The 14,121-nt window shown below is 63.7% G+C and carries 9 protein-coding genes; 5 read left to right on the top strand and 4 right to left on the bottom strand.

Features of this window, described 5'->3' with window-relative positions; all coding sequences use genetic code 11:
* Positions 1 to 26: 26 nt before the first annotated feature.
* Both MTR66_RS03490 and MTR66_RS03485 read right to left on the bottom strand, forming a co-directional pair.
* Complete coding sequence (locus MTR66_RS03490; protein WP_243917947.1) at positions 27 to 2,135, bottom strand: PKD domain-containing protein; 2,109 nt, start codon at positions 2,133 to 2,135, stop codon at positions 27 to 29.
* Positions 2,136 to 2,221: 86 nt separating this feature from the next.
* Positions 2,222 to 4,966 (bottom strand): TonB-dependent receptor domain-containing protein, encoded by a 2,745-nt coding sequence (locus tag MTR66_RS03485; protein ID WP_243917944.1) that lies wholly within the window; start codon positions 4,964 to 4,966, stop codon positions 2,222 to 2,224.
* Positions 4,967 to 5,183: 217 nt separating this feature from the next.
* Between MTR66_RS03485 and MTR66_RS03480 the strand changes: the two genes are divergently transcribed.
* Entirely contained in the window at positions 5,184 to 6,356 is a 1,173-nt protein-coding gene (locus MTR66_RS03480; RefSeq protein ID WP_243917942.1) for an ROK family transcriptional regulator, read from the top strand.
* Between the two features lie 69 nt (positions 6,357 to 6,425).
* Here the strand turns inward: MTR66_RS03480 and MTR66_RS03475 are convergent, their stop codons facing one another.
* Positions 6,426 to 6,836: a MarR family winged helix-turn-helix transcriptional regulator gene (locus MTR66_RS03475; protein ID WP_243917941.1), complete on the bottom strand. Its 411-nt coding sequence runs from the start codon at positions 6,834 to 6,836 to the stop codon at positions 6,426 to 6,428.
* Between the two features lie 109 nt (positions 6,837 to 6,945).
* Between MTR66_RS03475 and MTR66_RS03470 the strand changes: the two genes are divergently transcribed.
* The 4 genes from MTR66_RS03470 (at position 6,946) to MTR66_RS03455 (ending at position 12,438) form a co-directional block, all read left to right on the top strand.
* Positions 6,946 to 7,779 carry a p-hydroxycinnamoyl CoA hydratase/lyase gene (locus tag MTR66_RS03470; protein WP_243917938.1) on the top strand — a complete coding sequence of 278 codons (834 nt, stop codon included), beginning with the start codon at positions 6,946 to 6,948 and terminating at the stop codon, positions 7,777 to 7,779.
* Positions 7,780 to 7,818: 39 nt separating this feature from the next.
* Positions 7,819 to 9,945 (top strand): acetate--CoA ligase family protein, encoded by a 2,127-nt coding sequence (locus MTR66_RS03465; protein ID WP_243917936.1) that lies wholly within the window; start codon positions 7,819 to 7,821, stop codon positions 9,943 to 9,945.
* Between the two features lie 81 nt (positions 9,946 to 10,026).
* A complete protein-coding gene (locus MTR66_RS03460; RefSeq protein WP_243917934.1) occupies positions 10,027 to 11,364 on the top strand; it encodes an MFS transporter in 1,338 nt (445 codons plus the stop codon).
* Positions 11,365 to 11,409: 45 nt separating this feature from the next.
* A complete protein-coding gene (locus MTR66_RS03455; protein ID WP_243917932.1) occupies positions 11,410 to 12,438 on the top strand; it encodes an aromatic ring-hydroxylating dioxygenase subunit alpha in 1,029 nt (342 codons plus the stop codon).
* A gap of 49 nt (positions 12,439 to 12,487) precedes the next feature.
* Here MTR66_RS03455 and MTR66_RS03450 read toward each other — a convergent pair whose 3' ends face one another.
* Positions 12,488 to 13,939 (bottom strand): aldehyde dehydrogenase, encoded by a 1,452-nt coding sequence (locus MTR66_RS03450; protein ID WP_243917930.1) that lies wholly within the window; start codon positions 13,937 to 13,939, stop codon positions 12,488 to 12,490.
* Positions 13,940 to 14,121 lie beyond the last annotated feature (182 nt).

The following is a 14,121-nucleotide window of genomic DNA, read 5'->3' as shown; positions in this document are numbered from 1 at the left end:
GGGATCGGGAAAGCTGGTGCCGCCTGCTATTTCACCACGACGCGCACGCGGCCCAGATTGCCGATCCGCGCATAGGGCGTGTCGAAATCGTCCTGACGCTGCGAAGTTCCGCGCAGCGCGGGGAAGTACGTGCCGGGCTTGTCGAATGTGTGCGTGACGGTGACTGTCACGCTTTTCGCGCCCTTGGCCACTTTCGAGGATTGCGGGAAGGTGCCTTTGCCGTCGAAATCCCACTCGGCGGCGACAAGGTCGCCTGTGCCGGGCGGTACTGTGATCGTGCCGGTGAACGTGACCGGGGTGCCCACGGCCACATCGGCCCGGACGCCGCCATTGGCGGCCAGTGTCACGACCGGCTGGATGCCATGGCGCGCGGCGGCTGTGGGCGGCACGATGACCTGTCCGTCCTCGATCCGGTAGGAGGTGCTGGCGGGCGGCGCCACGCCCTTTTCTACCCAGGCGGAAAGATCGCGCAGGGCCTGCTGCAGCACGCCCTCATAGCTGACGATGCGGCTGGGATCCTCATTCGACTGCTGGTCGCCGTGCAGGGCGTGATCGGTGTAGTAGAGCCGCAAGTGGTTATCGGCATCGGCGCCGAAATGCGCGGCGGCGCGCTGGAGATACCAGTCCGCCTGCCAGGGCATCGCCTCCCGGTCCCACAGCGAGGCGGCGATGATCATCTTGCCCTCGAACTTGCCGGTCATGCCCGAACCGGAGGTGGCCTTGGTGAACAGCGGGCCGATCAGCATCGGCCGCTGCGGATAGAGCGGCTTGCCGTCCTCGCCGCGGAACTGGTCCCACACCTTGAATTCCGGCCCCGGCACCTGATGGCGGTGATAGGTTTCCATCGCCAGCCAGTTGGAATTGTCGATCTGCACCTGATCGCCGGGCTTGAGCGCGCTGGCGACCGACTGCTCGGCAAAGCCCAGGATCACGATGTCGCCGTCGATATGCGCGACAGGCATGTCCTTGCCGGCTTCCGGCCCGCTCTTGATCAGCAGGTCTCCTCCGATGAATTCCACCTTCGGCGGCGTTCCGGCGAGGCGGTAGCCGACGATGCGCTGGCCTTCGGCGCCTTCGGGAATCTTGAAGGCATTGTCCACGCCGCCCCGGTCCTTGTTGTTGGAGGCGTCAGTGTTGAGGCGCATCCGCGCAGCCTGTGCCGCCGTGATGGGTTCGGCCACAGTGGTGGCGAACTGCAGGCGGTAACCGTCGAACCAGTGCGGATCGTCATGGCCGAGGTAGCCGGGCTTGGTCCAGAAATCGGTGAAGTAAGTGGGATCAGCCATCTTCACGCCGGGATAGAGCGCGGCAAAGCCGTGGACGCCCATCGTCTTCCACCCGAACCAGGACTTCATCGGGAAGCCCATTTTCGTCACGACGCGCAGGGCCCGCGTCTCCATGGGATTGAGCCCGGCGTAGGGATCGCCCGATCCGCCCGGTTCCACCGCATCCACGATCTGCGGGAATTTCTTGTCGAGAATGCGCATCGCCTGCATGCGCACGGTGAACATGTTCGGAATCGCCATGTTCGAGCCCGGCACATAGGGCACCACACCGTCCCACACGCCGTGCGTGCTTTCGATGGAGCCGATCGTGCGGTAGGCGCCGCCCGATCCGCCATAGGCATAGCCGTAGGGCCGCTTCCCGCCATAGATCTGTTGCGCGACGACGCGCGAATATTGCGCTGCGGCGGCGTTGGCGCGGTAGGCGGTGATCGTCGGGTCGGCCATCTGTGCGCCCCCGGCGATATCGATCTTGCCGCCGCCGTTGGTCTCTACGAAGTAGGCCCCGCTGGCGATCGAGAAGCCGATCTTGTTGAAGCGCCCCGGCGGCACCGATTGCGCCAGATTCTCGCTCTGCGGCACCGGCGTGATGTGCTGGAAGAAACGTCCCTGATATTCGTCCTTGGGCGGGAAATAGAAGGAAAACCGCGTGTCCGTGCCCTTGAAGCCACCATGCACATAACGGTGGCGGACAGGCGCATCGCGCCATTCGTCCACATCGATATAGGGATGGGCAAAGAGCGGATCTGCCGCAGGCTGTTCGGCCGCCGGGCTGGCAGTCTTGGACGCGATGGCCGCCGTGGCGGTCGCGGTCAGTCCGATCATGGCAGCGCTGAGCAGCAAACGTTTCATTTTAGCATTCCATTCCAATTTTAAGGCCCGGTCAGTGCTTGCAGGCACTGGCCGGGCCTTTTCTGGTCAATGTTTCCGGGCGATCGTCAGAATTTCTTCGACGCTCCCAGAATGAACATCCGGCCGAACGAGAAGCCGTTGGCGAAGCCGAACTCGTTCGGCAGGTTACGCCGCAGAACCGGCGGATCCTGATCGAACACGTTGTTGACGTTCAGCGTGAGGGTCAGATCCTTCAGGATCGCGCTGCTGGCAGGCACGTCATACTTGAAGAACAGGTTCACGGTGCTGAAGGAGCTGACATGATCCTGAACCGGCGTGCCGGTCGGCACGATGTCGTAGCCGCCGGTGTAGTTCCAGCTCGCCTGTGCGCGGAACGATCCGATCGAGGCGCCCAGCGACGATTGCAGGTACAGCTTGGGATGTTCCGTCGCCAGTTCGTCAACCACGGAGGCTTCGGGGCTGACCTGCGATTTGCGCGAAAGCGGGCGGTTGCCGCTTACCGCCAGATCGACGCTGCCGAAGCTTGTCGGGTGGTTGTAGCTCGCCTGGAAGTCGATGCCCTTGACGTGGAGGATGCCGTAATTGGCGACCCGGAAATCGACCAGTTCATACACCAGCGTGCCACTGTCGATCAGCGGTTGGACAGTGGCCGTGCCGCCCGGCGCCTGCGCGGCGAAGGCAAGCAGATCTGCGGCCGAGAAGCCGGCGCTGTTGGTCAGCACATTGTCCGGGTAGTTGGCGATGATGTCCGCATCCACTTTGGGCGTGCGCAGGATGTCCTTGAAGTTGACATCGTAGTAGCTGACGCTGGCGCTGAGCCCGTCGATCGGGGTGAGGTCCGCGCCCACCGACCAGGTATCCGCCTTCTGCGGCTTGAGGCCGGATACCGATCCCTGCAGCCCGACGGTATAAGCGCCCGGAGGTGCCGGATCGGCCGGGTTGGGGAATGGCACGAAGGGGAAGGCGCCGATCGTGTTGCGCGACGAGCCGAGCTGATCGAGCGGTGTCGGTGCGGTGAACGAAGTCCCCCAGTTGCCGCGCAGACTGATCCATTCCGCCGGTTTGAAGGTGGCGCCGAACTTCGGATTGAAGGTGTCGCCGAAGTCACTGTACTTGTCGTAGCGGGCCGATGCCGAAACGGTCAGCATGCTGCCGCCGTAACCATCCGAAAGCAGCGGGGCCTGCAGTTCGCCGAACACGGAATGCACATTACGGCTGTATGTGCTGAACGGAATGGCGCTGAGCGTGCCGATGCGGATATCGCTGCCGAAGCGCTGGCTCAGGCTGTCGTGCATGTATTCGTAGCCGATGGCCAGGCGGGCGTCGCCGCCCGGCAGGTCCAGCAGTTTTCCTTCCAGAATCGCGCGCGCGTTGAACAGGTCGTCCTTGGCCTGGCCCGCGATCTCGCTGTCGATGAGATCGGCGACAAGTGCCGGGTTATTGTTCGTGACGTCGAAAGGATTGAACGCGGTGTCCGCCGTGGTGGCGGCCCCGGCAGCGCCCAGGCGGGAATTGCTGATGCCTGTGAGTTCGTAGCTGCTGTCGCTCGCGCTCCAGTTGAACAGCGTGCGAAGCTGCCAGTTGCTGTTCAGGTCATGCTTCAACTCGGCGTTGAAGCCCCATTCCTTGATCAGCGTATCCGAATGCTTGCTGTCCGGGCCGAGCAGCGGGCGCAGGTTGAAGCTGACGTTCGCCAGATTGACGGCCGCGTATGGGCCGACTGTCGTCGGGCCGAGCACGAGACCGGCCGGAAGGCTTGTCGCGGCGTAGGGGTTGGCGGGCGTCACCGCCACTGAACTCGTCAGGTCGCCGGTCGATTGGGTTTTGCGCTGGCCATAGTAGGCACGGATATCGATCGAAGTCTTGCTGTCGAGTTCCTGCGTCAGGCCTGCCAGCACGCCATGGCGTTCCGCGCGCGGAATATAGGTTTCATCCTGGCTGTTGTCGCACAGGTTTTGAGTGCCCGGCTGGAAATCGGGCGCAGCGTAGTTCACCGAATTGACCGTAGCGCCGAATATCGGGATCACGGTGTTGACCGAGAGGTTCGGGTTGGCGCAGGTCAGATCGCGCGGGACATAAGGCGGTTCGGCGCCGTAGTTCACGTCCTTGATGAAGCTGCGTTCGCGTCCGTAGAGCGCATCGCTCTTCGAGTAGCTGTAAGCGACATAGGCCGAACCGCTGCCCCAGTCCTTGCCTGCTGTCGCATTGGCGTCCCACTGCCAGTAATTGTCGGCGAAGCCGTAGTGGCCATCCACTTTCACGCCATCGAACCGCTTGCGGGTGATGAAGTTGATCGTACCGGCGACCGCATCGGCGCCATAGGTGGCCGATCCGCCTTCGGTGACCACTTCCACGCGTTCGATCGCGCCGATCGGGATCAGGTCGGGATCGATCGAGGCCTGATTGACGCCTGCCGACGCGATGCGGTGCCCGTCAACCAGGATCAGCGTGGCCGAACTGGCTGCGGTTTCTGGCGAGATCTCGCGCAGGTTGGGCCGGGAGATCTGGATCTGATTGACCGCGATGGCCAGGTCGGCGAGCGGGACGTTGTTGAAGTAGTTGGTGACTTGCGGGATCGTGGCCAGCAATTCGTTGGACGAAAGCGCTGCCGTTTCCTGCAGCTTGGTGCTGTCCAGCGAGATCGAGCTGGATCCGATCAGGGGTTCGCCGCGCAGCAAGGTGCCGGTGACGATGATTTCGTCAGAGACTGTCGCTTGCTCTTCCGGTCCCGGTCCGGCGGCATTCCCGGCCGACTGAGCCAGAGCTTTGCCAGGCAGTGTTCCTGCCACCGCAAGCCCGGCGGCCGCCATGGCCCAAGTACAGACATTCATAGTAAAACGGCGCGCATTGCAGGCGCGCGATGCCCTTGCAGGTCGCATCATTATCCTCCCCTTGTTTTGGTTGCGCGAATGCGCTTTGGCACAGCCTCCGGTTTTGTGGATGACCGGCCAATGGGGAGAACTTGAGCGATGCGGCGGCAACAGTCAACTTATTTCATGCAGTGAAAAAACTACATGATTTACGCTGCAGCGTGATAGGGGCGAGTGCATGAAGCGGAATAATCCCAGCGAGAACCGTCTTGCTGTACTCAAGGCGATCGGCGGCAACGGGCCTGTCACGCGCAGCGATCTGCCGGAATTGACCGGGCTGGCAGCGGGCACGATCTCCCAGATTACCGCCGAATTCGTCCGCCGGGGGTTCCTCGTCGAACGGAAGGACAAGTCCGGCCTTTCGGGGCGGCCCCGGGTCTACCTGGAAGTGAAGGGCGAAGGGCCGATCGTCGTCGGAGCCCGGATGACGATACGCCGCACGCTGGCGGTAACCTTCGCTGATCTGTCCGGGCAGATCCGGTTTTCCGCCGAGCCGGACCTGGCGTTGCATGACACGCTGGAAGAGACTGCGCAGGGCGTGGCGGAAGCCTTGTCCCGTGCGGTGGAGGAAAGCGGCTTCAGAAAGGAACGGATCGAGCGATTCGGTATCGCGATGCCGGCTCTGGTCGACAGCGAAGGCGGCATGATCCATTTCATGGCGACTTATGACCAGAGGCCTTTTGCGTTCGCCGCCGAGGTCGCGAAGCAGCTTCAGGCGCCCGTTACGATTGAAAAGGGAACGGCCTCTCTGGCGCGGGCGGAGCACTGGTTCGGCGAAGCGCAGGGGCATGAGACGTTCACTCTGATCAATGTGGACCTGTCGCTCGATTCAGCCATGTATTTCAACGGGAAGCCCAGGGTGGGGGCGCATGGTCTCGCTCCGGAACTGGGGCACGTGAAGACGGATCATGGGCTTGGCGGAGAAGCCTGCTATTGCGGCGCACACGGCTGCGCCACTGCCTATGCCTCCATTGCCGGGATCATCAGGCGTGCCGGGCTGTACGCAGGCTATGCCTACCGCGACCGCGAGATCAGGGCTTACCGGGACAACTTCGCGGCGTTGACACGGCAGGCCAGTGAGGGAGATCCGAATGGCGTTGCCCTGTTCCAATGTGCGGGCACCCACCTGGGATATCTGGTGGCCGATCACATCAATGCCGCCGATCCCGGGTTTGTGCTCATCATGGTTCCGGATGCCAGGTACACCGAACTAGTCTCGGGCACGTTCAACGAAGCTCTAGAGCGCAATACGATGCCTGCGTTACGGAAAATGACGCAAGTGCGCTTCGCGCCGCGGCCTGACAATTGGGACGGCCTGAGCGCTGCCGCCCTGGCTTTGGAAAATGTGTAAAAGACCCTGAAACTGCAGGTGAATTACCGTCCTCCCACTCTGCGAGTTCATCCATGAATCGCGGGCCGGTCAGCGCCAGATCGCGTTGAGGGCAGGCAGCAGGTGATCGCGGTGTTCGGCGGGGACGCGGGCCAGCAGGTTCTTTTCGAACGTGTCGATGGCGGCGCCCGCCTCGCATATCTTGGCTTCGCCATCCTTGGTGAGGTTGATCGCGAGGGACTTCTTGTCGATCGGTTCGCGATGGATCAGGCCCGCGCTTTCCAGGCGGTTCAGCAATGGCACCATGTTGGCCCGCTGAATATCCAGCGTCTTGCCGATCTGGCTGGACGTCAGGTTCGCCTGTTCGCGCACCAGCAGCAGGACGGCCGCTTCCGCTATCTTGAGATCGTGCCCGGCCAGTATCGGTGCCAGTTCGCCCATCACGGCGTTCGCCGCACGCCGCAAGGCATAGCCGGGGAGTTGCGCCAGCAGGTCTGTCACGGTGTCTCCTTGTCTTTCGTCGTATCGCATCTGGTTTGACGTCAAAAATGCTATTTACAATAGCAATGTGTTTGTTATGCAGAATGACAAATACGCAGAGAGGTGTGCCATGCAAGACAACGCTGAACGCGATACCGTTTCCTATACCGTCGAAAACCGCATTGCCTGGGTGTCCTTCAACCGCCCGGACAAGCGCAACTGCATGAGCCCCCGGCTCAACCGGCGCATGATGGAAGTGCTCAACGAACTGGAATTCCGCGAGGACGTGGGTGTTCTGGTGCTCACCGGTGAGGGCACGGCCTGGTCGGCGGGCATGGATCTCAAGGAGTACTTCCGCGAGAACGAGGAAAAGGGCCTGGGGGCCACCCGCAAGGCCCAGCGTGAGGCCTATGGCTGGTGGGAGCGCCTGCGCTGGTATGAGAAGCCGACGATCGCCATGGTCAATGGCTGGTGCTTCGGCGGCGCATACGGGCCGCTGTTCGGCTGCGATCTTGCGGTTACGGCGGAGGATGCGCAGTTTGGCCTTTCCGAAATCAACTGGGGCATCCTCCCGGGCGGCGGGGCCAGCAAGATCATCGTCGAGCTGACCGGTTTCCGCAATGCGATGTACCACGCGATGATGGGCGAGAACGTGGACGGCAAGAAGGCCGCCGAATGGGGGCTCGTCAACGAAGCAGTGCCGGCGGACAAGCTGAAGGCGCGCGTGACCGAGATTGCTGAAGTCCTGCTCGGCAAGAACCCGACGGCGCTGCGGGCGACCAAGTGGGCGATCCGCCGCGTGCGTGAGATGACTTTCGACAACTCGATGGACTATCTGGTCCGCACGCAGGAAGCGGCCAACTTCTTCGATGCGGAAGGGCGCAAGGAAGCCACGCGCCAGTTCATCGACGACAAGACTTTCAAACCCGGCCTTGGGGCATACGACCGCAGCAAGACGCGTTGATCCCCGGTATTGGGAGAGGCCACTGGGAGAGGCAGGGACATGGCAGAACGAAACCTTTCGAGGCAGGCGGTATCCCGCCTGCTGTGCCCGCGTTCGGTCGCGGTTGTCGGCGCAAGTGACAAGCCGGGCGCACTTGGCGCGTCGGTTCTGGGCAATCTCGATCGCAATGGCTTTGCGGGGGAGATCTATCCGATCAATCCCAAGCGCGATGCGATCGGCGGGCGGGCCTGTCTTGCCTCCGTCGATGATCTGCCCGAAGGGGTGGACGTGGCGGTTCTGGCGATCCCGCAGGCGGGCGTGCTCGATGCCGTGCGCGGCCTGGCCGCCCGCAAGGCGGGGGGCGCGATCATCTTTTCCGCCGGGTTCGCCGAAGGCGGCGAGGAAGGCAAGGCCCAGCAGGCGGAGATCGGCCGGATTGCCGCCGAGCACGGCATGGTCATCGAAGGGCCCAATTGCCTTGGCCTCGTCAATCATATCGACGGCATTCCGCTGACATTTGTCGAAACGCAGACAAGCGCTCCCAACGGGCGCCGGGCCGTGGGCGTCGTCTCGCAGTCCGGCGCCATGGCGGCGGTTCTGTGCACGACGTTCCAGTCGCGCGAACTGGCGATCAGCTATTCGGTTTCGACCGGGAATGAGGCGGCCAGCGGTGTCGAGGACTATGTCGACTGGATGATCGAGGATGGGGCCACCCATGTCATCGCGATGATCGTCGAACAGTTCCGGCGTCCGGCGCGGTTCCTCGATGCCGCGCGGCGAGCCCGGGCGGCAGGCAAGCAGATCGTGCTGCTGCATCCCGGCAAGTCCAGCGCCGCGCGCGAATCCGCCGCGACCCATACCGGCGCGATGGCAGGCGATTACAAGCTGATGCGCCGCAAGGTGGAGCGCGAGGGCGTGATCTTCGCAGAGACGCTGGAGGAACTCGGTGACATTACCGAAATCCTGCTGCGCAGCCCGTCCATGACCCGGCCCGAACTGGCGGTTCTTGGGGAATCGGGTGCGTTCAAGGCGCTGACGCTCGATCTGGCCGAGGAACTGGGCGTTCCGCTGGCGGCTCTGGACGACAGCAACGCTCCGGAGCTGCGCGCCGCCCTGCCGCCGTTCGTGCCCGTCAGCAATCCGCTGGACATCACGGCGCAGGGGCTCAGCCAGCCGGAGATCTACACCAATACGCTGGGCTCCCTGCTTGACGATCCGCGCGTGGGCGCTGTCGTCGCGGGCGTGATCCAGACCGATCCGGTGACTTGCCGGATCAAGATTCCCGCCATTCTGGCCTCTCTGGATGGACGCGGGGCGGCAAAGCCTCTGGTGTTCGCGGGACTGGACGAAGGCGCGCCGATACCCGCCGAATATGTTGAAGACATGCGCCAGCGCGGCATCGTCTGGTTCCCCAGCACGGAGCGGGCGTTCCGCGCGCTGGCGCGTCTGGGGGCGCTTGCCCGGGCCGATCTGGAAAAGGCACAGCGCCCGCCGCTTCCGGTGCCGGGGCTTGATGCGTTTGATGGTGTGGTTGCCGAATATCAGGCCAAGGCACTGCTGGGGCCGCTGGGTTTTGTTTTTCCTGAGGGGCGCTTTGCCGATAGCGCGGAGGCTGCCGTCGCGGCGGCGGACGCTGTGGGTTATCCCGTGGTGATGAAGGCGCAAGCGGCGGCGCTTGGGCACAAGAGCGATGCGGGCGGGGTTCTGCTCAATCTTGCCGATGCCGCTGCCGTCCGGGCCGCGTGGGAGGCGATCCACGTCAATGTTTCGGCCTACAGCGCCGCGATCGTGCTTGATGGTGTGCTGATCGAAAAGATGGGCGCTCGGGGCACGGAAATGATCGTAGGCGGGCGCAACGATCCCGATTGGGGGCCAGTGGTCCTGGCCGGTTTCGGCGGCGTCACGGCTGAGATTCTGCAGGACGTGTGCCTGTTCACGCCGGACATGACCGAGGCACAGATCGCGCAGGGCCTTATGAGCCTCAAGAGCGGGGCGCTTCTGGCGGGCTACCGGGGGGCGCCAGCGCTCGATGTGCCGGCGCTTGCTGCGCTTGTCGCCAAGGTGGGCGCGCTTCTGTCCGCCGAGCCGGGTATCGCCGAGATCGATCTTAATCCCGTCATCCTGCATCCCGCGGGAGAAGGGGCGGTTGCTTTGGATGCGCTGATGCTGGTTCAGCGGGCCGATTGAATGTGAAATGGGTTGGCCGGGCGGTGCGCCAGAACGCGGAAACGCGCATGACGCCGCCGGGTGCGAATACGGGAGAAGGATATGGAGCCGAGGCAACCGGCAGCGGTCGATCCGCGCGAGATCATCGCCCGCAAGCCGATGCGGCTGCGGCAGATACTGGCCATTGCAATCTGTGTTCTGCTCAACGGGCTCGACGGGTTCGACGTTCTTTCGATCAGCTTTGCGTCTCCCGGGATCGCGGCGGACTGGGGCATCAGCCGCTCGGCCCTGGGGCTGGTCCTGTCGATGGAGCTTATCGGCATGGGCGGGGGCTCCATCATTCTCGGCCCGCTGGCCGACCGGGCGGGCCGCAAGCCCACGGCGATGCTGTGTCTTCTGGTCATGGCGCTGGGTATGTTCGGTGCGGCGCATGCCGGTTCGGTTGAGGAACTGGCGGCGCTGCGTTTTGCCACGGGTATCGGCATTGGCGGGATGCTGGCCTGCACCAACGCGATGGTGGCCGAATATGCCAATGACAAGTGGCGGGGCGCGGCCGTGGCGATCATGGCGGCGGGCTATCCGGCAGGCGCGATTGCCGGTGGCGCCTTTGCCAGTGTCCTGCTGGTCGATGGTTCATGGCGCGATGTGTTCGTGTTCGGCGCCGCAGCCAGCGCCCTGATGCTCCCGCTGCTCTATTTCCTTGTGCCCGAAAGCGTAGGCTTCCTTGCCCAGCGTGACCGGCCCGACAGGGCGGTTCGTATCAACCGCGCGCTGGCGGGGCTCGGGCATCCGCCGGTGGAGGCGTTTGCACCGCCTGTAGAGGCGGTGCCTGGCAAGGCCGCATTGCATCGCTTGTTCGAGCCGGACCTGCGCCGCACCACGTTGCTGCTGACGCTGGCCTATTTCGCGCATGTCATGACGTTCTACTTCATCCTGAAATGGGTGCCCAAGATCGTGGTGGACATGGGTTTCGAGCCGTCATCGGCAGGCGGTGTGCTGGTCTTTGCCAATGTTGGCGGCCTGTTGGGATCGCTGGTTCTGAGCGTGCTGACGCTGCGCCTTCGCCTGCACCATCTCATGCCCGTTATTCTGGCGTTCTCGGCCATCATGGTGACGGTGTTCGGGCGGACCCATCACGGGTTGACGGAACTCTCCGCCGCGGCGGCTTCGGCAGGGTTCTTCACCAACGCGGGGATGGTGGGGTTCTATGCGCTGGCGGCCTCTTCGTTCCCCACCGAGGCGCGGGCCGGTGGGACCGGGTTCGTGATCGGTCTCGGACGGGGAGGCGCTGCGTTGGGGCCGGTGATCGCGGGAATGCTGTTCGATGCTGGTCTGGGCTTGCAGGGAGTGGCTGTGGTCATGGCGCTGGGGTCTGCCGTGGCAGCCTGCGCGATCATCGCGATGCCGGGCTTTCGGCCGCTGCGGACTGCTGGAAATTGATTCAGTCTCCGGGCGCAGGACGCCGGGGCAGATGGGAGAGATGGTATGGCAACCTGGCTGGAAAACGCATGGTATGTCGCGGCATGGGACTATGAGGTAGACAGTGAGCCTCTCGCGCGGACGATCTGCGGGGTGCCGCTGATGCTGTACCGCAAGCTGGATCGCAGCGTGGCCGCCATGCGTGATGCCTGCCCGCATCGTCTTCTGCCTTTGTCGCTCGGCCTGCGCGAAGGCGATTCGATCCGTTGCCGCTATCACGGGCTGAAGCTGGGTGCGGACGGCGTGGCGGAGGAAATGCCGCTCAAGTCCGAAGCGGTGAACCGGCGGGTCTGCGTGCAGACTTATCCGGTGGTGGAAAGGCACCGTTTCATCTGGGTCTGGATCGGCGAACGGGAAAAGGCCGATCCGGCGTTGGTGCCCGATCTCTGGCCGTGCAGCGCGCAGGGCTGGGTCTTCGATGGCGGGCACTACGCCGTCGCCTGCGACTACCGGTTGATGATCGATAACCTGATGGATCTGACGCACGAAACCTATGTTCATGCCGGATCGATCGGCCAGCAGGAGATTCTGGAAGCCCCGCTGGAATGCGAAGTGAAGGGAGAGCGGGTCTATCTTTCGCGCTGGATGCCGGGCGTCGATGCGCCGCCATTCTGGAGCGGTGCGCTGAGGCAGGAAGGCAAAGTGGACCGCTGGCAGATCTGCGAATTCGTGCTGCCGTCCGCCGTGATGATCGATGTCGGCGTGGCCCCGCTGGGCGCAGGCGCGACGATTGAAAAGCACGATCAGGGCGTGCGCGGCATGGTCGTGGATTTCATGACGCCGGAGACCGAAAGCACGCATCACTATTTCTGGGGCATGGCGCGCAATTTCGATACCGGCGATGCCGGGTTCACGGCGCGGTTCCGCCAGCAGCAAAGCGGCGTCTTCGCGCAGGATGTGGAGATCCTCGAAGCGCAGCAGCGCGCGATAGAGGCTAACCCCGATCTGAAGCTGAACGCCTATCGTATCGACGAGGGGGGCACGCGGGCGCGGCAACTGATCGCCCGGGCTATCAAGGCAAACGCCGAAGCATGATGCCAGCTATCGCCGGGCGCGTGCCCGGCGATAGGTTCGAAACTGAATCTCAGATCGGATAATGGCCGGGCTGGGTTTCCATCGTGATCCAGCGCAGTTCGGTGAAAGCATCGATACCGGCCTTGCCGCCAAAGCGCCCATAGCCCGATGCCTTGACCCCGCCGAACGGCATCTGAGCCTCGTCGTGGACGGTTGGCCCGTTGATGTGGCAGATGCCCGACTGGATCTGGCGCGCGACACCCAGGCCGCGCGCGGTGTCACGCGTGAACACCGAGGCGGAGAGGCCGTATTCGGTGTCGTTGGCGAGTTCGATCGCATGGGCTTCGTCGCGTGCCCGGATGATGCCGACGACCGGGCCGAAGCTCTCGTCGCGGAACAGTTTCATGTCCGGGGTGACGCCATCGACGACATGGGCCGGCATGAGCACGCCCTTGGCCTCGCCGCCGTTGAGCAGGCGGGCTCCGGCGGCCAGGGCATCGCCGATCAGCGATTGCACATGGCTGACGGTCTTCGCATCGACGACCGCGCCCAGCGGGGCCTTGCCTTCTCGCGGATCGCCTACGGTCATGGTGGCGGCTTTCGCCTGGAACTTCTGCGCGAATTCATCGGCCACGGCTTCGACGACAATGATCCGCTCGGTCGACATGCAGATCTGCCCCTGGTTCATGAAGGCGCCGAACGCCGCCGCTTTCACGGCCTCGTCGAGATCGGCGTCTTCGAGCACGATCATCGGCGCCTTGCCGCCCAGTTCGAGCAGGGCGGGCTTCAGGTTCGCGGCGCAGCGCATGGCCACGATCTTTCCGACGGCGGTCGATCCGGTGAAGTTCACGCGGCGCACGGCGGGATGATCGATCATGGCGCCGACTACATCGCCCGCGTCCTGCGGCGCGTTGGTGATGAGGTTGACGATGCCGCCGCCGAGACCAGCCTCCACGAAAGCCTCGATGATCAGGCTATGGGTCCGCGGGCACTGCTCGGATGCCTTGAGCACGACGGTATTGCCACAGGCCAGTGGCACCGCGATGGCGCGGGTGGCAAGGATGATAGGCGCGTTCCACGGCGCGATGGAGAGTACCACACCCGCAGGCTCGCGCACCGCCATGGCCAGGCAGCCGGGCTTGTCGGACGGAATGACCTCGCCGCCGATCTGGGTGGTCAGGCTGGCGGCCTCGCGTACCATGGAGCTGGAAAGCCCCAGGTTGAAACGCGCCCAGCCTTCGGTCGCGCCGATTTCGGTGGCCATGGCCTCCACGAAATCGGCAGCCCGCGCATCGAGGGCGTCCGCTGCTTTCATCAGCGCCGCGCGCCGGGCGTTGGGGCCGAGCGAGGACCATGCCGGAAAGGCCGCCTGTGCGGCATCGGCGGCCGCGTTCGCGTCGCTGACGCTGGCTGCGGCGGCGCGGGTCGCGGCTTCCCCGGTCAAGGGGTTGAGGCGTTCGAACGTGCTTGCAGCGTCGCGCGAGACGCCGCCGATGATAAGCGGAACAAGGGATGCCGGCATGTCTCTCTCCTGGGCCTGTTTTTGCATTCGATAGCAGTGAATAATGCTATAAACAATAACATTAAAGGGCGTTGCAGATCATATCTGCCCGGACCACGGCATGGATTGCATATTGCTATTTTTAATAGCATAAAGAGAGGCGCGTTGATATTTGGGAGAGGGCTGCATTTCCGCAGAGCGAA

The sequence above is a fragment of the Novosphingobium beihaiense genome, from assembly GCF_022832375.1.
GTDB lineage: Bacteria > Pseudomonadota > Alphaproteobacteria > Sphingomonadales > Sphingomonadaceae > Novosphingobium > Novosphingobium beihaiensis.
The sequence above is the reverse complement of the archived record's forward strand: the minus strand, read 5'-3'. Positions and strand labels throughout refer to the sequence as shown.